We start from the raw sequence: 19330 nt of genomic DNA on the forward strand, positions 1-19330 counted from the left end.
ACCGGAGCCTCGGCCCAGGTTTGACGAAATTGCAGGAGTTTTTGGAAGGGGGGTGCGGGGGGAAACTTTTTTGCAATAAAGTTTCCTCCCGCAAAAACCTCCTTTCAAACTCTCTTCCCCGTGGAGGCGATGAGATGGCTCTTGATCTTGGGAGTATTGGCAAGAAGATCGGTCCTGTGACCAGGGAGTACGACTGGAAGGATGTCGTGCTTTATGCGCTCGGTGTGGGGGCTGGGTTTGATGATCTGGAATACTGTTATGAGAGTCGGCTGAAGGTCATCCCCAGTTTTTCCATCGGAGCGGTGTTCGACTTCCTTGCGCAGGTCGGAATCAGTGCAAATGTGGACCTCGCGGGTGTGCTCCACGGGGAACAGGACCTCATTTTTCACAACCCCATTCCCGTCGAGGGAACGCTTTCCACAGAAGGCTCGATCACTCACATTTACGATAAGGGCGCGGACAAGGGCGCACTGGTGGTGGCCGAGGCCGACACGTACCATTCCAACGGTCAGAGGCTTTTCACCAATATCTGCACGGTCTTCGGTCGTCGCGACGGCGGCTTTGGAGGCCCTGACTCGCCCAAAGAGCCCGTGGAGTTCCCGGACCGGCCGCCGGATTTCGAGGAGCACGCGGTCCCTTCGACCAATCAGCCGTTGCTGTACAGGCTAAGTGGGGACATTTTCGCGCTTCACGTGGACCCCGAGTTCGCGCGGCTTAGCGGCTTTGAAAAGCCGATCATGCATGGCCTGTGCACTCACGGTTACGCGTGCAGAGCGGTGATCAAGCACTTGTTCCCCGGCGAGCCTGAGCGAATGAAGCGTTTCCGCAACCGGTTTTCGCGGACTATCTATCCGGGCGTGCCTATAAAGACCCAGATATGGAAACTTGAGGAGGGCAAGGCCCTCTTTAGGACGATCAACGCGGAGACGGGTGAAGTGATCATCGACCGCGGGGTTGTGGAATGGTTGACACGCGAAGAGATGGAAGATCGCGACCGCAAGCAGGGGATACGGTTTGATGGAAGAGTGGCAATCGTAACCGGCGCAGGAGCGGGCCTCGGCCGTACCTATGCTTTGGAATTGGCCAAGCGTGGAGCGAAAGTCGTGGTCAATGACCTCGGGGGAGCCAGAGATGGTTCGGGCGGTGGATCTGCCAGCCCCGCGGACAAGGTGGTGGAGGAAATCCGAGCCTTGGGTGGCGATGCGGTAGCCACCTACGATTCCGTGGGCACGGCCGAAGGCGGCCAAGCCATCGTGAGCAAGGCTGTGGAGGCCTATGGCGGCGTAGATATACTGATAAACAATGCGGGAATCCTTCGCGACAAGAGCCTGGCAAAGATGGAGCCGCAGGAATGGTCCGGCGTGCTTTCAGTGCATCTTGACGGCGCGTACAACGTAACCCGGCCCGCGTTTCTGAAAATGCGAGAGGCCGGTTACGGCAGAATCATCTTTACTACCTCCGCGGCAGGGCTTTTCGGGAATTTCGGCCAAACAAACTATTCCGCCGGCAAGATGGCGCTGGTCGGCCTGATGAACACTCTCCGGTTTGAGGGCGAAAAGCACAACATCAAGGTCAACGCGATTGCGCCGTTAGCGACGACGCGATTGACCGACGACCTTCTCCCTCCGGATCTGACGTCAAAGCTCAAGCCGGAATTGGTAGCGCCGCTGGTGGTTTACCTGTGCTCTGAGCAGTGCCCGGTGACGGGATCGATCTACAACGCGGGCATGGGCTATTACAGCCGCTCCGCAATTGTCACCGGCCAGGGGGCTACTATCGGCAGCGGGAAGGAGATCCCCAGCCCGGAACAGGTGGCCGGCCAAATGAAAAGCATAGCTTCTCTCGAAGGGGCGAAAGAATATGCCGGAGCCACGGCGGTTCTGATGGCCATGTTGGAGAATTTGACTCCGAAGCCCGATGAGCAGGGTGCAGCAGCCCCCGGCCTGACTGTCCAAAAGGTCTTTGATCGAATCGCTGACGCTTTTCAGCCGGAAAAGGCTGCGGGAGTGGATGTGGTATTCCAGTTCCGGCTCACCGGCCCGAGTGGGGGCGTCTGGCAGATGATTATCAAAGACGCGAGATGCGAAGCTAAGGCTGGAGAGCATGCCAGCCCTACAACTACGATCAACATGTCCGATGAGGATTTTCTGAGTCTGATTGCCGGAAAGCTGAACGCGATGCAGGCGTACACTTCAGGCAAGTTGAAAATCCAGGGTGATCTGATGAAGTCCCAACTCATCGAGAAGTTGTTCAAGTTTGGATCCATCTAAGGTAACCGTTCACCGGTGACGAGCCCACGCGCCTCGGATCACGATGGGGGAGGCTTGGAGAGGGAGATGGTCTCCCCCTCCATCCTCATCGGGCGCTGAGCCGCCTCAAGCCCGGTGACCAAAAACTGGAGAGCCAACCATGATCGGCATAACTTCTTACGGCGGCTATATTCCTCGACTGCGGCTGAACCGCATGAGCATTTTTCAAAACATGGGCTGGTTTGCTCCGGCAATTGTCATGGTGGCGCAGGGTGAGCGGTCTTTCTGCAACTGGGACGAGGACAGCCTGACCATGGCAGTGGCCGCGGCCCAGGATTGCCTCAAAGGTGTGGACAAACAGGCCGTGGATGCGCTTTATCTTTGCTCCACCACGCTCCCGTTCAGCGACCGGCTCAACGCGGGTATCCTGAAGACCGCGGTAAATCTGAAGAACAACATCCTCGCCCAGGACTGCACATCGTGCCTCAAGGCGGGTACCACGGGGCTGATAACAGCTCTGTCCGCGGTCCAGAATAACGACGTGCACGAGGCTATGGTTGTCGCTTCGGACAAACGGGAGGCCAAAGCCGCGTATTTCTACGAGATGTGGTTCGGTGACGGCGCGGCCGCGGTGATGGTAGGAGACTCGGACGTAATTGCGGAATTCAAAGGCTCTTACTCGCTTTCTCACGATTTCGTGGACCACTACCGCGGGGACCGCAACCAGTACGATTACATGTGGGAAGAGCGATGGGTTCGTGACGAAGGCTACTCCAAGATCATTCCCGAGGCGGTTTCGGGCCTGTTCCAGAAGCTTTCCATTTCAATGGACGATGTGGACAAATTCGTTTTTCCATGCTTCTTCAAGGCCGAGCATAGAAAGATAGCTCAAAAGCTCGGAGCGGGCCCTGACAAAGTGGTGGACAATCTGCACGAGGCTTGTGGTGAAACCGGCACGGCCCATCCACTGGTCATGTTTGTTCAGGCCCTCGAGAACGCGAAGCCCGGCGATCGGATTCTCCTGGCAGGCTTTGGCCAAGGCTGCGACGCTCTGTATTTCCAAGTTACTGAAAACATCACCAAATTGCAGCCAAGATCTGGAGTTACGGGCTCTCTGGAAAACAAGAAAACCATAGACAACTATCCTAAATTTCTGAAGTTCCGCGACCTTATTCAAACAGAAATGGGTATCCGGGCCGAGGTCCCTTCCCAGACCGCGATGACGGTCCTGTGGCGCAAACGCAAAATGCTGCTGGGAATGGTCGGCGGGAAATGCACCAAATGCGGAACTCCGCAGTTTCCCAAGATGGATATATGCGTTAATCCGGAGTGTCGAGACAGCCACACGCAGGAAGACTACGAATTCGCCGAAGTCCCTGCCACGGTCAAGAGCTTTACCGGCGATTTGTTAGCCGTGTCGTTGGATCCCCCGGCTGTATACGGCATGGTCCAATTCGACGGCGGCGGCCGTTTCATGGCCGACTTTACCGATTGCGAGCTGTCTGACGTGAGAGTAGGACAGCCTGTCAAGCTTTCCTTCCGGAAACGATATACGGATAAGGACCGAGGCTTTACAGGCTACTTCTGGAAGGCAGTCCCGATGCCTATCCCAGTGCCCGCGGAAGGGGAAGCACAGGAGATCCGCTTTGACGGAAAAGTAGCGGTGGTAACGGGCGCGGGCGGCGGCTTAGGTCGTGTGTACGCTTTGGAACTTGCAAAACGAGGAGCCAAGGTCGTGGTCAACGATCTCGGCGGCGCGCGCGACGGCGCGGGCCAAGGTTCGTCCAGCCCCGCGGACAAGGTAGTCGAGGAAATAAAAGCCCTGGGCGGCGAAGCCGTGGCATCTTATGACTCGGTGGCCACACCCGAAGGAGGCGAGGCGCTGATCAACAAAGCCGTCGAGGCCTTCGGTCGCGTGGACATTCTGATCAACAACGCAGGAATTCTCAGAGACAAGACCATTGCCAGAATGGAGCCTCAGGAATGGGCCTCGGTTCGCTCAGTGCACCTTGACGGCGCATACAACGTCACTCGTCCGGCCTTCCTCAAAATGAGGGACAACCGCTATGGACGCATCATCGTGACCACGTCTTCGTCGGGGCTTTACGGCAATTTCGGCCAAAGCAACTACTCCGCGGCCAAAATGGGACTCGTCGGACTGATGAACACGCTGAAGCTGGAAGGCGAAAAGCACAACATCAAGATCAATGCGATCGCTCCCACCGCAGCGACACGTATGACCCAGGACGTTATGCCGCCGGATCTGTTTGAGAAGGTCCAACCCGAGTTTGTGGCGCCGATTGTCCTGTATCTTTGTTCCGACGCGTCTGCTGAAACCGGGATGATATTCAATGCAGGAATGGGTGTTTTCAACCGGGCCGCAGTGGTTACCGGACCGGGCGCGGTAGTAGGCGACGGCAAAACCCCGCCTACGCCCGAGCAGATTCATGAGCAATGGAATGCGATCAATGATCTCCACGGAGCAAAAGAGTCTTACAATCTTACAAGCGCTCTGGGAGACATGTTGGAAGCCTTCGAGCCGAAAGATAAGGCCAAGAGCGAGACCGGCGGCGGATTGACGGTCAAGGCGGTTTTCGATGGCATCGAAGCGGCGTTCCAGCCGGACAAGGCAGCCGGTCTGGATGTCGTCTTTCAGTACCGGATCAGCGGCCCGGGCGGCGGTGAATGGTACGTCGAGGTGAAGAACGGCAAATGCCATGCCGCTCCGGGGACACACGATAAGCCCACCACCACCATCGTAATGTCGGATGAAGACTTCCTGGCCCTGATGACGAAGAAACTCAACGCCATGCAGGCCTACACGTCGGGTAAACTCAAAATCGAAGGCGACCTGATGAAGTCTCAGCTCATCGAAAAACTATTCAAGTTTTAAAGAGGGGAGGAGAAGAATTGCCGGGAGGAAACTTTTGTGAACAAAAATTTCCCCCGGCGCCCCCTTCAAAAAACTTTCTATCATGACCAAAAAAACTCTTGTTGTGACTTGGGGCGCCTGGCCTCAAGGAGCTGAAGATTCTTAAGTTTTGGAAGGAAGTTGGATGAATGCAGGCCAGCCATTACCGCCGATCGCGGTAATGGCGGCGAGATATGGGAGTTTTTGGGGAGGGGTCCGGGGAACCCTTTTTTGCAAAAAAGGGTTCCCCGGCAATCCCCTCTCCCGAAAAAACCGGAGGAGCGAACATGGCTACAGGAATTAAGGACAAGGTGGCGATATTAGGGATGGGTTGCACCCGCTTCGGTGAGCGATGGGATATGGGCGCGGAAGAACTGATGGTGGAAGCCTTCACCGAGTGCATGAGCGACGCGGGGATAGATCGTGACGAAATCCAGGCTGCATGGCTCGGCACCTGCATGGATGAGGTCAATGTAGGCAAAAGCGCGTTGCCGCTGTCCATGACGCTTCGCCTCCCTTTAATCCCGGTGACACGCGTGGAGAACTTCTGCGCGACCGGCACTGAAGCCTTTCGTGGTGCGGTTTACGCTGTGGCCTCGGGCGCGTACGACTTTGCCCTGGCAATGGGAGTGGAGAAGCTCAAGGACACAGGCTATGGCGGGCTCCCCAATCCCGGTTCGAGCTGGGGATCTCTCAGTTGGCTGTGGTGGCCGAACATTACCGCGCCCGGCGCTTTTGCCCAGTTGGCTACGGCTTACGCGGCCAAATATCGCATCCCTGACCAGGAGCTGAAACGAGCGATTGCTCATGTTTCGGTAAAGAGCCATTCCAACGGCGCGCTCAATCCCAAGGCCCACCTCAGAAAGCCCGTAACCGAAGACCAGGTCATGGGTGCTCCCATTATTGCCCATCCGCTCGGGCTTTTCGATTGCTGCGGCGTGAGCGACGGTGCGGCCTGCGCGATCGTCACGACGGTGGAAAAGGCGAAGGAAATGGGCAGAAAGGACTTTGTTACGGTAAAGGCCCTCCAATTGGCCCTCAGCAGCGGCGAAGAGATGGGCTTCAACGACTGGGACGGCGACCATTTCCTTACGACCGAACAATGCAGCCTGCGGGCCTACAAGGAGGCCGGAATAACCGACCCCAAAAAAGAAATCAGCATGATGGAGGTGCATGATTGTTTCTCCATCACGGAGCTGGTCACGTACGAGGACCTGCATATTTCCGAAAGAGGCCGAGCAGTCTATGACAGCCTGGACGGCTTCTACGATCGCGATGGCGGGGGCGTCCCCTGTCAGGTGGACGGCGGCCTGAAATGCTTCGGGCATCCCATTGGAGCCTCGGGTTTGCGAATGCTTTACGAGATGTATCTTCAGTTGAATGGCCGTGCAGGGGAAAGGCAACTCCCCGACCCGCGATACGGCCTGACTCACAACTTGGGCGGCGTCCCGTTCATGAACGTCTGCAGCATAGCTATCGTCGGGAAATTGTGAGAAGGGACTCCGCGAGATTTAGTCGTCTGAACGCACGTTTCTAGGACACGGCGCTCGCTAGGCCGCAAAAAACCATTGCGCCTTGCATCGTCGGTCGAGGGTATCTCAAGTGCTAGAAATTAGGGCAATAATGAATTCCTCGGCGGAGGATGTCCTGTCGTTTAAGACGTGTTGCAGCATCCGGGTCTGGGATCAGAACCTGGAGATTCACGTCAGGAATGTAGGCGATCGAGCGGTCATTGTGCCCAGTTACCTGGACCTGGCGGGGGAATACGGATCAAAACGTATCGACACGTTGATGCCCGCGGGAGAGCAGCGTATTGAGCCGGGTGAAATCAAGGCGTTTTATTGCTACATGGACGAGGCATTGTGGAGCAAATCCCGCCGACTGGTTCTTCACGACAACGATGGGAATGAATACGCGACTGAAATATCTAGATAGATAGGGGAGATCCCCATGGAAATCATAAATTACACTGAAGAGCACAAAATCTTCCGGCAGGCCCTGCGCAAGTTCTTCGAGAAAGAAGTCATTCCGTACGTCGAGGAGTGGGAAGAGGCAGGGATAGTGCCCAGAAGCATCTGGAAGAAGCTGGGCGAACAGGGCTTCCTCTGTATGGACGTGCCTGAAGAATACGGCGGAATGGGAGCGGATTTCCTGTATTCAGTGATCATGATCGAGGAATTGGTCCGCACGAATCATTCCGGATTGGCTGCGCCTCTCCACAGTGACGTAGTTGTTCCGTATATCACGGCATTTGCCTCCGAGGACCTGAAGCACAAATACCTTCCCGGTTGCATTTCCGGGGACATCATTTCCGCGGTTGGTATGACCGAGCCCAATGCAGGTAGCGATCTTGCATCCATGCGTACCACAGCCGTCGAAGACGGAGACCATGTGGTCATCAACGGCCAAAAGACATTCATCTCCAACGGCATTCTCTGCGATCTCCTGGTTCTGGCAGCCAGGGACCCCAAAGAGCCCAACCCCTACCAGGCCATCGACCTCTATCTGGTGGAAGCAACCACACCGGGGTTTGAAAAAGGCAGAAAGCTGAAAAAAGTGGGCTGGCACAGTCAGGACACGGCTGAGTTGTTTTTCAATGACTGCCGGGTGCCAAAAGCCAATCGGCTCGGCCAGAAAGGCTCCGGCTTCCTGATGCTCATGGACAAGTTGCAGCAGGAGCGGCTGTTGGTAGCCATATCCGCAGTGGCAGCCGCGGAACGTATGCTGGAAATGACTATAAAATACGCGAAGGAACGGACCGCATTCGGCAAACCAATCAGCAAATTTCAGTACAACCAGTTCAAGATCGTGGAGATGGCCACTGAAGCTAAGTTGGGCCGTACCTTCGTGGACAAGTTGATCGTGGACCATATGGAGCACAAAAACGTTGTGGTTGAAGTCTCCATGGCCAAATACTGGACCACGGAAATGGCCATGAGAGTGGCCGACGGCTGCGTTCAGCTTCATGGCGGCTACGGTTATTGCGAAGAATACCCCATCGCGCGTGCGTGGAGAGACATCCGTGTCATGCAGATCTTCGCGGGCACCAATGAGGTCATGAAAGGCATTGCCGCAAAATTCATGGGGCTTTAGCAGGGGAGGGGCCAATGACAGCCTCGTACAGGATTATTGACGTCTGGATGCAACATCCGAACTTGGACTTCACCAACCATCCCATGTTCGAATCACTACGGAGATGGACGGGGATGGAGAAGGCCACGGTTGAGATTCCCGTGGAGTTCACCATAGCCACAATGGATCAAGGTAAAGTTCAGAAGGGCCTGGTGAGTGCCTGGTGGGGGCCTCAAGGCGCGCTAATTTCCAATGACGAAGTAGCCTCAATTGTCGAACGATTCCCGGATCGCTTTATAGGGATAGCCTCAGTAGATTTGTTCAGACCAATGGCCGCAATCCGTGAACTCAGGCGTTGCATAAACGAATTAGGATTCAAAGGGCTCAGAATAGTCCAATGGCTCTGGAACTTACCGCCGACAGATCGCCGGTATTATCCTCTCTATGCTGAGTGTGTCCACCTTGATGTCCCGGTGTGTCTTCAGGTGGGGCATACCGGTCCTCTGTGCCCGTCGGAGCCGGGCCGCCCGATTCCTTACATCGACCAGGTTGCGCTTGAATTTCCTGAACTCAGAATAGTCTGTGGTCATATCGGATATCCGTGGACTTTGGAAATGATTGCCGTTGCCACAAAACATCCGAATGTCTTCATTGACACATCGGCATATGTGGCGAAGCGTTATCCGGGGGAGCTTGTAGAGTATCTCAACAAGAACGGTCGCGGAAAGGTTCTTTTTGGCACCAACTATCCCATGGTAACTGCGGAACGATGCCTGAAAGGGCTCGATGCAATCGTCTCGGATGATGAAGTAAAGGAGTTGTTTCTTTACCGCAATGCCGAAAAGGTCTTTAAGCTGGGTGTGGGTGACGGGCAACAATAACCCCCGCTTATCAGCTTCATTAGTCAACTCTGCAAAACGCCATCGGGCACTCCTGTACATGGAAATGGAATTGCCGCGTGTTCGCAGTCAGCAAGAAGACTCGTCCAGTAAATATGAAGGACGGCGCACAGTCCGCCATCACAATTTATACCGGCAACATGGATGATTCGTCACCGGTGGTGCTTTTTGTGCCTGCGCTGGGTGTGACTTCCGATTTCTACGAGCCATTTGCTGTTGCCGGCACAAAACGCGGTTGGATTGGGGTTACCGCGGACCTGCGTGGAAACGGGCGTAGTTCGGTCCGGCCTTCCAGGCAAACGGATTTCGGTTACCACGAGATAGTCTCCTATGATCTGCCCGCTTACGTGGATGCCGTGAAACGGGAGTTCCCGGAAAATCCTTTTTTCATACTGGGCCATAGCTTGGGGGGCCAGCTCAGTACGTTGTATTTGAGCACCGAGCCGGAAGGCGTAGTGGGGCTGATTCTTCTAACCTCGTGCTCCGTTTTTTTTCGCGGCTGGAGTTTTCCCCACAACATAGGCGTGCTGTTCGGAACTCAGTTGTTCAGAATGCTGGCTGAAATATTCGGTTATTTCCCGGGCCAAAGAATAGGATTTGCCGGAATTGAAGCCCGGCAAGTGATGCGGGATTGGGCCAACGAAGCACTGACAGGGCGGTACAAAGTTGCCAATAACCACCATAACTTTGAGAAGCGCCTGAGCGAAATCACCACACCGGTCCTGGCAATCAATTTTGAGAAGGATTTTCTCGCGCCCAAGAAAGCTGCGGATAACTTGTGCCGAAAAATGGCCAACGCACGCCTTACTCAATGGCATTTGACCGAAAACGATCTCGGACCCGGCCGGATCGGACACTTTCAATGGGCGCGGAATCCCGAACCCCTTGCCACTAAGGTCGACGAATGGATACGCCATGTTCCCATCCGGTCTAATGCAGGCCGTCAAAACTAAAATCACACATTCCCGATACACACGTGGAGGTGTCACGGGCCATGTCATCCGTATTGGTGAAGCCTTTCATTAATGCCGTAAGCCAGAAGGATAAACGGCTCACCGATTTATCCTCCCGCGGCCATAAGATACTGGGATATTTCTGCACGTATACTCCCATAGAGTTGATCCATGCATCCGGATTCGTCCCTGTCAGGGTGCAGGGAGGAGGCGGCGCTACCACGAAGGCCGATACGCTGACTCCCAGCTTTATCTGTCCCTATATGAGGCAGGCGCTGGAGAAGGCCTTAACCGGCCAATACGATTTCCTTTCAGGCGTAGTGCAGGCATACACCTGCGATGTTGCATGCGGGCTCGCGAAAATCTGGCAAGAAAACATTTCCGGTGAGATCTTCCACACCATTCCATTTCCGTACAACGATTCCGAAGGCTCCCGAGCCTTCTTCCAGTCCGCGATTGAGGAGCTGAAGTTCAGAATGGAGGAGATCGGGGGTGAATTCACCGAAAAGGCCCTGGATGACTCCCTTGAGCTTTACCGAGAGATAAGAAGTATGGTCATGGACCTGTACCGCCTTCGTTATCGGGGGAAACTACCACTCTCGGCCGGTGAATTCCTCATGGTCATTCAGAGCGGATTTGTGACTCCTCCGGAGGATTACCGCCGGATGCTGGAGGAGTTGATCGCGGGGTTGAGAAAAACTGAAGCCTCCGATGCGGGCGGAGTTCCTGTCCTGGTGTCCGGTAGCCTGGTAGAGGAGCCGGGAGTCCTGGAACTTTTGGAAGAATGCGGAGGCAAGGTTGTGGCGGATGACCTTTGCACAGGCCTTCGCCATTTCGATCCTCCTGCTGGACAGGGCCTGACAGCCATAGAGCGTCTTATTGACCGTTACATTAATAGATTTCCATGTCCGGCCAGATCCAGGGCCGAAAAGAGGGCTCCACTGATCCTCCGGTTGATAAGAGATTCCCAGGCCAAAGGAGTAGTTTTTTTGTTCCAGAAGTACTGCACCCCTCATCTGGCCGACCATCCGATGCTCGCCGAAGAACTCAAGAGACATGGAATACCCAGCGTCGCAATTGAAATGGAGGAAGCCGGTATGGGGGAAGGTCAAGTTAGAACCCGTCTGGAAGCATTCTTCGAGATGTTGGGGAGATAAAATGGACGAATCCAAGAAGTCCAGGAAGAGGCTCCGTGCCGCCAAAGAACTCCACAAGGTGGTCGGTGAATACTATATGGAATGTGCCCGGGCCAAGGCGCAGGGGAAACCGGTAGGATGGATGCCTCCTATGAACGGGGCCATAGAGATATTCTACGCTATGGACCTGCAACCGCTGTTTCCCGAAAACTGGTCCCCGGTCTGTGCGGCGTTCGGGATGTCCCCCAGGAATTTCGAGGTCTCCGAGAGAATGGGCTACTCCCGGGACCTCTGCGGATATCTCAGGAATATCATAGGGTATGTGCATGGACTGATGAACGAAGAGGCGACACCGCTTGGCGCGCTTCCGGAGCCGGACATCCTGCTGTCCCCCGGCGGAGGTTGCATCCCGGTCATGAAGATATTCCACGCGCTGGAACGCAGGTTTCCCAAGGCCCGTGTGTTCACCGCGGACCTGCCCCAAGTGGCGGTTGAGGACATCCGGCAATATCATTTGGATTACGCGGTCAGCGAAATGCGCCGCCTCGTAGACTTCCTCACCGAGACCACAGGCCGCAAGCTGGATTATGACCGGCTGAAGGAAGTGGTTGCGCTCTCCGATCAAGCGTGCGCTCTGTGGGATGAGATTATGACCTACAGGAGGCACGTTCCGACACCTTTCTCAGCGGCCGAAATAGGTATCATGTTCGTTATGGTAACCCTCCAGGGGACTCAAATCGCGGTGGATTTTCTCACCAATGTCAGGGATGAAGTGAGACAGCGGGCCGAGGCGGGAATAGGCGTCGTTGAAAACGAGAAGCTCCGGCTTTTCTGGGACAACATCCCGCTTTGGTACAACATGCAGTTGTTCAATTACTTCGAAAAGGCGGGCGGAGTGGTGGTAGCGGAAACCTACTCCGCGGCCTGGTCCCTGCGACTGGACGCAGACCGTCCTCTGGAGGCCTTGGCTCTGAAAAGTCTCAAGTCCTACCCTCTCGTCTCGTGCGTGTCCATCAGGAAACGCATTGAGATGGTGGTCAAGGCGTGCAGAGAATACTCCATTGACGGAGCGATCCTACACCGCAACAAATCCTGCGTCCCCATTACCTTGGGGCAGATGGACATAAAGCGAGCCCTGGAAAAGGAACTCGGGATTCCCTCGGTTATCATTGACGCGGACCACATGGATGCCCAAAACTTTTCTTTCAGTCAATTTCAGACCCGGGCTGACGCATTTATAGAGATGTTGCTGGCGAAAAAGGAACTGGCCCAGTGAGTTCCCAAGCTATCCACAGGGTTCTTCGATGCAGTTCGTACTTAAACAGCATCTGGCACGATGGAGATGGTCATGGCACACAAAACGATAGTCAAGACGTTCATCGACAACGCCCGCAGTTTTAACAACGACACAATTATCAAGTACAAGAAGGAGCCGGGCGGGCCGTACAAGGACCTGGCCTGGGGGGAACTCCGTGATATGGCGTTCTCATTCGCCTGCGGGCTGATCGACTTGGGCATGCAGCCCGGGGACCGGCTCGCGCTTCTTTCCTTCAACAGGCTGGAGTGGATCGTCACCGACCTTGGTACCATTTTGGCCGGAGGAACGAACGTCGCGCTTTATCACACCAATACTCCGGAGCAATGCGAGTACATCATCAACGATTCAGGCGCCAAATTCGCGGTGGTGGAAGATGAAATTCAGCTTGCCAAGGTCCTGGCACAGAAAAGCCAATTGAAAGGGCTTGCCAAGGTCATCGTGATCGCCGGACCGGTCCCGGACGGGGACGACGAGATCATCTCCTATGAAACGCTCTTGGCCAAAGGTGCAGCTCTGAGAAGCGAACATGAGGCTGAAATCGAGCGGAGGAGCGGCCGTGTCGATCCTGACGATATGGCTGCGATCGTCTACACCTCGGGGACCACGGGACCACCCAAAGGGTGTATGATCAGCCACAGAAATCTTGCCTGCGTCCTGGATTCCATACACCAACTCTTTCAACTGGACCCGCAGACCAATCTGTCTCTCATGATCTTGCCGTTGTCGCATCTCTATCCCAGGGTATCCAGCTATTATTACAACATATCTATGAACATACCTCTTGCCATCGCAGAGTCTCTCGATACCCTGGGCAGTAATATGGTGGAGGCGCATCCCACTTTCATCGCGAGCGTGCCCCGTGTATTCGAGAAGGTGTATGCTCGCATTGTGACCTCCGTGGAAAAGGGTTCCGCGTTCAAGCGTCTTATATTCGGTTGGGCCGTAGGCGTGGGGAAGCAAAGAAGCCGTAAACTCAATGCCCATCAACCCCTGTCGTCGCTTCTAAAGCTCAAATTCAACATTGCCGACAAACTGGTGTTCACCAAGATCCGTGAAATGCTAGGCGGAAGGCTGTTGTTCGCTGTTTCCGCCGGCGCGCCCCTGTCGGCCGAGATAGGGGAGTTCATGCACAGCATCGGGATTCAGATTCTGGAGTTTTATGCTCTCACGGAGACCATCTCCGGCACCATGACCACATTCGAGCATTGCCGGTACGGAACGGTGGGCAAACCCATGCCGGGCGTGGAGGTCAAACTCGCGACCGACGGAGAGATCCTCATTAGAGGAAACAACTTCATGGGGTACTTCAACAAAGCCGAACTAACCGCCGAACTGCTGAAGGACGGCTGGATCTGCACCGGCGATGTGGGGCGCTGGGACGACGGAGGTTTCCTGGTCATCACCGACAGGAAGAAAGACCTAATAATAACCTCCGGCGGAAAAAACATCTCCCCCCAGAACATTGAGAACATGTTCAAAGGTATGCCTCTGTTTTCCAATGTCATGGTCCACGGGGACCGGAGAAAGTATCTAACCGCACTAGTGACTCTGAATCGGGCGGAAACGGAAGCCTTGGCCCAGGAGCGGCGCATGTCTTACGAAACCTACGAAGAGTTGACTCAAAGCCCGGAAATCCGAGATCGAATCCGGAAATACATGGACGAAGTGAACAATAAATTGGCCCGATATGAGACGATAAAGAAGTTTATCATCCTTCCCAGGGAGTTCTCCCAGGAAGAGGGTGAAATCACCCCTACGCTCAAGCTCAAAAGGAAGTCCATCAGGGACAGGTACGGAGACCTGCTGGACTCCTTGTATGAAAAGGATGCCTAAGCACCACAATGTACTACGCAGGAATCGATGTCGGTTCGCTCAGTACGGAAACCGTCATTATTGACGACCAAGGGAAGACCGTTTCATATGATATTTCGTCCACTGGAGCGAATAGTAGGGTAGCAGGCGAGAAGTCCTTTCACAAAGCGTTGGAGCAGGCGGGGATTTCAGACGCGGACCTCAAATTCACCGTGGTCACGGGTTACGGCCGCATCAGCCTACCCTTTGCAAACAAAGCAGTCACCGAGATTACTTGCCACGGCCGCGGGGCATACCACCTGTTTCCAGGGACTCGCACCGTGCTCGACATAGGAGGCCAAGACAGCAAGGTCATCAGGCTCGCGGACCGGGGGCGAGTTGTTGACTTCGCCATGAATGACAAATGCGCCGCCGGCACCGGCAGGTTCCTGGAAGTGATGGCCCGAGCACTGGAAATTGGGCTGGAGGAAATGGGGCCTCTGTCAATGAACTCAAAGGAGGACATATCGATCAGCAGTATGTGCACCGTTTTCGCCGAGTCGGAGGTCATTTCCCTGGTAGCTCAGGCCAGACCCATAGAAGACATTCTCAACGCGCTTCACGAGGCCATATGCAGCCGGGTGTTCGCCATGTTGGAACTTGTAGGGGTAGCCCCGGAAGTGACCATGACAGGCGGTGTGGCTAAAAACACCGGCATAGCCGCGAAGGTCCGGCAACGAGTCGGCGGAAGCTTGAACGTACCGGTCGAACCTCAAATTGTCGGGGCCCTGGGAGCCGCGCTTATTGCGAGAGATTGTGCTAAAGGTGGATCTTGAGCCCGATGAGGCCAAAGTACTTGCCCAAAGCCTTGCCGTGACTTCCGGTTCCCAGGCTCCGCCTGGGAACCCTTGTCTTCCGGGCTCTGCCCGGAAACACATGTTATTTCAACCCAGTCAGGGAAGCAGGGCCTCCCGGCATACACTCCCGGGCGGAGCCTCGGAACGAGGAAAGAGCTATCTGTATTTCATTTTACATTGACCAAACAGGACTCATTCCGTGCCAAATTCTCCTGGCCCGAACAGGCAATTCGCTGGGTTCTTGTCAATGAGGCCATACTCGTTCATGATCTAGCTGATGAAGATTTCAGACGGTGTAACCGACGAACAACTCGTTCAGCAAGCTCAGGGAGGCTCGGAAGCCGCTTTCAATACGTTGGTGGAACGATATACCACGTTGGTCTACCGTCTTGCTTATAACATCACGAATTCTCCCCAAGAAGCTGAAGACATTGTCCAGGAGACTTTTCTGAGGGTCTTCAGGCACCTCGACGGGTTCTCTCCGTCCAAAGCTTCCTTTAAGACATGGCTGCTGACCATAGCGCGCAATCAAAGTATCAATGTCTTCAGCGCGCTCAAGCGAAAAGCCTTAAGGTTCCTCGGTGACTCCGGTGAAGAGGACCGAAACTTCCACCAGGCGGACAATCCCTTTTCTTCGCCGGAACAGGATTCCGAGACGCTGCTGGGATCGAAACAGGAATACCGTAAAGTCGAGCTGGCGATCGACTCGCTCCCGCAGCGACAACGCGAAGCGTTGATGCTGAAAGCTCAGGAGAACCTGAGCTATGAAGAAATCGCCGAGGTTATGAAGACTTCCGTGTCCTCGGTAGAGTCGCTGATTTTTCGCGCTCGCAAGAGGCTTATGGAAATTCTAGAGGAATAAGCATGCAATACTTCGCGGGTATTGTCTTACTTACCGGTATATAGTGTTGGAGGCTAGGTCCATGAATTGCAGCCAATTCCACAAGCAGATTTCGTTGTTTTTAGACGGCGAACTGGCAGAGCCCCTGAGGGAAGCACTAAAGCTTCACTTGGACCGGTGCCCGGATTGCCGGAGAGTTTTCGAGCGCATGGCTGCAATGAACAATGAATTGCAGTCCATCCCCGGCCCTGTGCCGTCCCGGTCCCTGGCCCGGAGGATCAAGGAGCGCGTAGAATTGGAGCGAACCCGCCGGGAGGGAAGAGAACTCTTTCCCGCGTGGAGTAGAGTGCCTCTGATGGCGATGGTGATCCTGCTCGCTGTGGGATTGGGGAACCTGGCCGGCCGCTCTGTAACTGACATGCTAAATATCAACAGGACGGAAGCCATGCTCGACTATATGATGCCGGATCAGGACGGATCGCTCGCTGAAGTCGTAATGACCATCGGCGTTGAGGAGAATTCACGATGAAGAAGGCTGTCTTTATCGGTCTTTTCATTTTTTCAATGGCCATTAATCTCGCTGTTGCCGCGACGGTGGGCTGGCACCTCTGGTTGCAACGCGGAGCCGGGATGGGAGCAGGCCCTTCTGCCGCCGGGACAGCGACGTTGACGCGCGAAGATTTCCGCACCATAAGGCAAATGTGGCCCCGAGAAGCCCGTGCACAGATGATGGAAGCAAGAAGCAGGATCATGGAGAAGAACCTGGAAGTATTAGACGAAATTGCGAAACACCCCGGAGACATACGAGCCGCGGATCCTAAAATCAACGAACTGCACGTTCTCAAGGGCCAGATTGACCGAGAAGCGTTTTTGCGAATTAGCCAAACCTTGGCGAGCCTTCCGGACGAAAAGCGGCAGGCCTTTGCCCTCTTCTTAAAGAATCGAACGTGCATGGGACCTGGAATGGGCATGGGCCGAGGCCCCGGCTTTGGACCGGGCGGTATGGGGTGTCCGGTGCAGTCGCAGTAAGCAATCGCCGGGAGACCTTGTCTGCAAAGTCACTGGGTTGCTTGCCTGAACCAGCCATAGTTCCACAACACCCTCGGAAAAACCTCGACATCCAGCTTACTGAGCGGCATCCACTGTCGGTGGACCCCCACTCGATGTGCAATATGGCCTTTACTGGAGGGGGCCACGGTGTCCCGCGTCCTGCGGGACCACACCAAAAAGGTTTCCTCCGTAAATATTCCTGCGCGGGATTTTCCTCCGGCCCTTGTAAACAATATCAGGTATCAAAAATCTGGCGACAAAGGAGATTCTGAGATGAAGTTTAACAAGGTCACAGTCCTTGCGGCATCTTTGCTGGTCCTGTTGCTGGCTTCGGTTCTTTATGCCGGTCCTGGAGGCTGGGGAGGCGGCCCCGGCGCCATGGGAAGAGGCGGTGCTTTCTGGGGGGATTTGTCAAAAGAGCAGCAGGAGAAAGTGACTTCTCTAAGGCTGGAGTCCCTGAAGAAGCAGGAGGCGCTTAGGGAACAGATGGCCAAGAAGAGAATCGAATTGATGGAAATGACTTCCAAAGACAAGGCCGACGAAGGGGCCATCCAAAAGACGAGGGAAGAAATCTGGGCGCTGCAGGACCAGATGCGCAACGAAGGCCGTGCCATGAGCACTAAGCTCAGATCGGTGCTTACCCCGGAGCAGAAAGAGAAATTCGGTAACTTCGGGCCGGGTGCAGGTTGTGGGTTCGGCGGCGGCCGCGGTTTTGGCGGATGCTGCGGAGGTGGCCAGGCAGGATTCGGCGGGGGCCGGGGCCCTGGTGGATGCTGTGGGGGACCACAGGGAGGCTCGACCAACCTCTGATTCGCGGCTGTGCATTAGTGTAGAAAGCCCCTTCAAGGGGCTTTCCGTGTTTTGAGCCATTCAGTTATTATTGTATAGGCGGCGGGCCTTAGCCTGTGGCCATTCATCAGATCGTTTAATCTACCAGCGAGGACCAGTTCCTCAATGGCATGGCCCGTGGCCAGCTTGCCGTGGCGCCATCGTTGCAACTCCGGTCCATAACGTTCGATCAGCCCATCGGCCAAGGCCCTGACAGCATTGGCGGTGTTGGCACCCTTTGCCTCAATTTCCACCTCACTATGAAGGATTCCTCCGGAAGCAAATTGATAAGTCACATCGTCGATTGCAAGTTCTGCGATCTGAGAGCCTCCTTTTCGATCGGTTACGGCCTTGCAGCGGCGTAGCAAACTGCGTTTCTGGATAATCGTGAAGCCCAGTGACTTCATGGTTTCAAGAGGCCCGACCGGATCAAAATCCTCCACGTCCGCTCTACGTAATAAGCCAAGGCGCTGAAGTTCTCGCAAAACCCTGTCCAGAGCATCCGGCGACCACAGGGCTTCCATCTCCAGTCGTTCCAGGCCTCCCCATTCGGTCGGATGGGACGGTCCTTTCAATGTGATCCAAATGTCTGAGCGGGACCTTCTTATTCTGAGCGCGTAATGATTGGCGCTCAGGGCCCTTTCGTCCGTGTCCAGGTACGCGTCGTCAAGGGTAACGGAAGAGGCTGGGGCTAGATGATATCCGCGGATTGCCGAAAGGCCTGAAAGCTCCTCTTCTATCTCTTCGGGCCGGTCTGAACAAATTAAGAGCGTTATCTCCGTCTCAAAGGCAATCCGATCGGTCGATTCGAGGCTCATGCGGGCCTTCCGATCATTTGCCGACCCCTTCCAAGTCCAGAAGGGCCTTCTTGATCTTCAACCCCGAACCGTACCCTCCGAGAGTCCCATCAGCTCTGATCACTCTGTGGCAGGGTATCAGTATTGGAATGTCATTCCTGCCGTTGGCCGAACCGACGGCACGAGAAGCTTTTGGGCGTCCCACGGCTCGGGCCACTCCCGAGTAAGAACTGGTTTTGCCATAAGGGATTTCCGTAAGAGCTTTCCAGACTTCTCGTTGAAACGGGGTCCCGGAGGCCGGGTCCAGGGGCACAGTGAAAGTAGTGAGGTTTCCAGCAAAGTAGCGGTCCAGTTCGTCAATCAGCCTGATCATGACCGCGTTTTTGCTTGAAGTCTCAGGCGCAGCCGGTTGTGGTATAAAGGAAACGGAACGCACACCCCGGGCGGACGCCCTTAGTTCCAACCACCCGACCAAATTGGAAAAGTAATGATGGACAACTTCCGGCTCAGTCAACTTGTAGGCTCCTTTGATGACATTCTGGCGATGACGGCATAATACTACCATGTTGATGGCGGAACCACCGTGGTCTTACAGGACACGTCCGACAGGAAAGTCTCTTGGCAGCTC

The 19330-nt window shown here is 55.0% G+C and carries 17 protein-coding genes; 15 read left to right on the forward strand and 2 right to left on the reverse strand.

The features are described from left to right. The first annotated feature begins 134 nt into the window (after positions 1 to 134). The 15 genes from HY913_20005 to HY913_20075 all read left to right on the forward strand — a co-directional run bounded on the left by HY913_20005 (position 135) and on the right by HY913_20075 (position 17887). Positions 135 to 2270 carry an SDR family NAD(P)-dependent oxidoreductase gene (locus tag HY913_20005; GenBank protein MBI4965571.1) on the forward strand — a complete coding sequence of 712 codons (2136 nt, stop codon included), beginning with the start codon at positions 135 to 137 and terminating at the stop codon, positions 2268 to 2270. A gap of 139 nt (positions 2271 to 2409) precedes the next feature. Beyond that, the gene (locus HY913_20010) at positions 2410 to 5142 is read left to right on the forward strand and encodes an SDR family NAD(P)-dependent oxidoreductase (protein MBI4965572.1); all 2733 of its coding nucleotides are present in this window, start codon (positions 2410 to 2412) and stop codon (positions 5140 to 5142) included. 305 nt (positions 5143 to 5447) lie between these two features. Continuing rightward, on the forward strand, positions 5448 to 6653 hold the full coding sequence (locus tag HY913_20015) for an acetyl-CoA acetyltransferase (protein ID MBI4965573.1): 1206 nt from the start codon (positions 5448 to 5450) through the stop codon (positions 6651 to 6653). Positions 6654 to 6783: 130 nt separating this feature from the next. Continuing rightward, positions 6784 to 7095 carry a hypothetical protein gene (locus tag HY913_20020; GenBank protein MBI4965574.1) on the forward strand — a complete coding sequence of 104 codons (312 nt, stop codon included), beginning with the start codon at positions 6784 to 6786 and terminating at the stop codon, positions 7093 to 7095. Positions 7096 to 7110: 15 nt separating this feature from the next. Then, positions 7111 to 8253 (forward strand): acyl-CoA dehydrogenase family protein, encoded by a 1143-nt coding sequence (locus HY913_20025; protein MBI4965575.1) that lies wholly within the window; start codon positions 7111 to 7113, stop codon positions 8251 to 8253. A gap of 14 nt (positions 8254 to 8267) precedes the next feature. Beyond that, positions 8268 to 9113 (forward strand): amidohydrolase, encoded by an 846-nt coding sequence (locus HY913_20030; GenBank protein ID MBI4965576.1) that lies wholly within the window; start codon positions 8268 to 8270, stop codon positions 9111 to 9113. 77 nt (positions 9114 to 9190) lie between these two features. Then, on the forward strand, positions 9191 to 10084 hold the full coding sequence (locus HY913_20035) for an alpha/beta fold hydrolase (GenBank protein MBI4965577.1): 894 nt from the start codon (positions 9191 to 9193) through the stop codon (positions 10082 to 10084). A 41-nt stretch (positions 10085 to 10125) separates the two neighbouring features. After that, a complete protein-coding gene (locus HY913_20040) occupies positions 10126 to 11241 on the forward strand; it encodes a 2-hydroxyacyl-CoA dehydratase (GenBank protein ID MBI4965578.1) in 1116 nt (371 codons plus the stop codon). 1 nt (position 11242) lies between these two features. Next, on the forward strand, positions 11243 to 12496 hold the full coding sequence (locus HY913_20045) for a 2-hydroxyacyl-CoA dehydratase (GenBank protein MBI4965579.1): 1254 nt from the start codon (positions 11243 to 11245) through the stop codon (positions 12494 to 12496). Between the two features lie 72 nt (positions 12497 to 12568). Then, positions 12569 to 14371 carry a long-chain fatty acid--CoA ligase gene (locus tag HY913_20050; protein ID MBI4965580.1) on the forward strand — a complete coding sequence of 601 codons (1803 nt, stop codon included), beginning with the start codon at positions 12569 to 12571 and terminating at the stop codon, positions 14369 to 14371. 8 nt (positions 14372 to 14379) lie between these two features. Continuing rightward, on the forward strand, positions 14380 to 15165 hold the full coding sequence (locus tag HY913_20055) for a 2-hydroxyglutaryl-CoA dehydratase (GenBank protein MBI4965581.1): 786 nt from the start codon (positions 14380 to 14382) through the stop codon (positions 15163 to 15165). 298 nt (positions 15166 to 15463) lie between these two features. Further along, entirely contained in the window at positions 15464 to 16048 is a 585-nt protein-coding gene (locus tag HY913_20060; GenBank protein ID MBI4965582.1) for an RNA polymerase sigma factor, read from the forward strand. A gap of 61 nt (positions 16049 to 16109) precedes the next feature. Continuing rightward, positions 16110 to 16556 carry a zf-HC2 domain-containing protein gene (locus tag HY913_20065; protein ID MBI4965583.1) on the forward strand — a complete coding sequence of 149 codons (447 nt, stop codon included), beginning with the start codon at positions 16110 to 16112 and terminating at the stop codon, positions 16554 to 16556. Beyond that, positions 16553 to 17056 (forward strand): periplasmic heavy metal sensor, encoded by a 504-nt coding sequence (locus HY913_20070; protein ID MBI4965584.1) that lies wholly within the window; start codon positions 16553 to 16555, stop codon positions 17054 to 17056. The genes HY913_20065 and HY913_20070 overlap by 4 nt, the downstream gene beginning before the upstream one ends. 294 nt (positions 17057 to 17350) lie before the next feature. Further along, entirely contained in the window at positions 17351 to 17887 is a 537-nt protein-coding gene (locus tag HY913_20075) for a periplasmic heavy metal sensor (protein ID MBI4965585.1), read from the forward strand. A 32-nt stretch (positions 17888 to 17919) separates the two neighbouring features. Here the strand turns inward: HY913_20075 and HY913_20080 are convergent, their stop codons facing one another. Together HY913_20080 and HY913_20085 are read right to left on the reverse strand one after the other, a co-directional pair. Continuing rightward, positions 17920 to 18723: a CYTH domain-containing protein gene (locus tag HY913_20080; GenBank protein MBI4965586.1), complete on the reverse strand. Its 804-nt coding sequence runs from the start codon at positions 18721 to 18723 to the stop codon at positions 17920 to 17922. A gap of 13 nt (positions 18724 to 18736) precedes the next feature. Then, positions 18737 to 19267 carry a methylated-DNA--[protein]-cysteine S-methyltransferase gene (locus tag HY913_20085; protein ID MBI4965587.1) on the reverse strand — a complete coding sequence of 177 codons (531 nt, stop codon included), beginning with the start codon at positions 19265 to 19267 and terminating at the stop codon, positions 18737 to 18739. Positions 19268 to 19330 lie beyond the last annotated feature (63 nt).

This window comes from Desulfomonile tiedjei (assembly GCA_016212925.1).
In the GTDB taxonomy this organism is placed as follows: domain Bacteria; phylum Desulfobacterota; class Desulfomonilia; order Desulfomonilales; family Desulfomonilaceae; genus JACRDF01.

Coding starts and splice junctions, on each gene's coding strand:
- HY913_20005 (MBI4965571.1), top strand. CDS start 135: ATGGCTCTTGATCTTGGGAGTATTGGCAAGAAGATCGGTCCTGTGACC.
- HY913_20010 (MBI4965572.1), top strand. CDS start 2,410: ATGATCGGCATAACTTCTTACGGCGGCTATATTCCTCGACTGCGGCTG.
- HY913_20015 (MBI4965573.1), top strand. CDS start 5,448: ATGGCTACAGGAATTAAGGACAAGGTGGCGATATTAGGGATGGGTTGC.
- HY913_20020 (MBI4965574.1), top strand. CDS start 6,784: ATGAATTCCTCGGCGGAGGATGTCCTGTCGTTTAAGACGTGTTGCAGC.
- HY913_20025 (MBI4965575.1), top strand. CDS start 7,111: ATGGAAATCATAAATTACACTGAAGAGCACAAAATCTTCCGGCAGGCC.
- HY913_20030 (MBI4965576.1), top strand. CDS start 8,268: ATGACAGCCTCGTACAGGATTATTGACGTCTGGATGCAACATCCGAAC.
- HY913_20040 (MBI4965578.1), top strand. CDS start 10,126: ATGTCATCCGTATTGGTGAAGCCTTTCATTAATGCCGTAAGCCAGAAG.
- HY913_20045 (MBI4965579.1), top strand. CDS start 11,243: ATGGACGAATCCAAGAAGTCCAGGAAGAGGCTCCGTGCCGCCAAAGAA.
- HY913_20050 (MBI4965580.1), top strand. CDS start 12,569: ATGGCACACAAAACGATAGTCAAGACGTTCATCGACAACGCCCGCAGT.
- HY913_20055 (MBI4965581.1), top strand. CDS start 14,380: ATGTACTACGCAGGAATCGATGTCGGTTCGCTCAGTACGGAAACCGTC.
- HY913_20060 (MBI4965582.1), top strand. CDS start 15,464: ATGAAGATTTCAGACGGTGTAACCGACGAACAACTCGTTCAGCAAGCT.
- HY913_20065 (MBI4965583.1), top strand. CDS start 16,110: ATGAATTGCAGCCAATTCCACAAGCAGATTTCGTTGTTTTTAGACGGC.
- HY913_20070 (MBI4965584.1), top strand. CDS start 16,553: ATGAAGAAGGCTGTCTTTATCGGTCTTTTCATTTTTTCAATGGCCATT.
- HY913_20075 (MBI4965585.1), top strand. CDS start 17,351: ATGAAGTTTAACAAGGTCACAGTCCTTGCGGCATCTTTGCTGGTCCTG.
- HY913_20080 (MBI4965586.1), bottom strand. CDS start 18,723: ATGAGCCTCGAATCGACCGATCGGATTGCCTTTGAGACGGAGATAACG.
- HY913_20085 (MBI4965587.1), bottom strand. CDS start 19,267: ATGGTAGTATTATGCCGTCATCGCCAGAATGTCATCAAAGGAGCCTAC.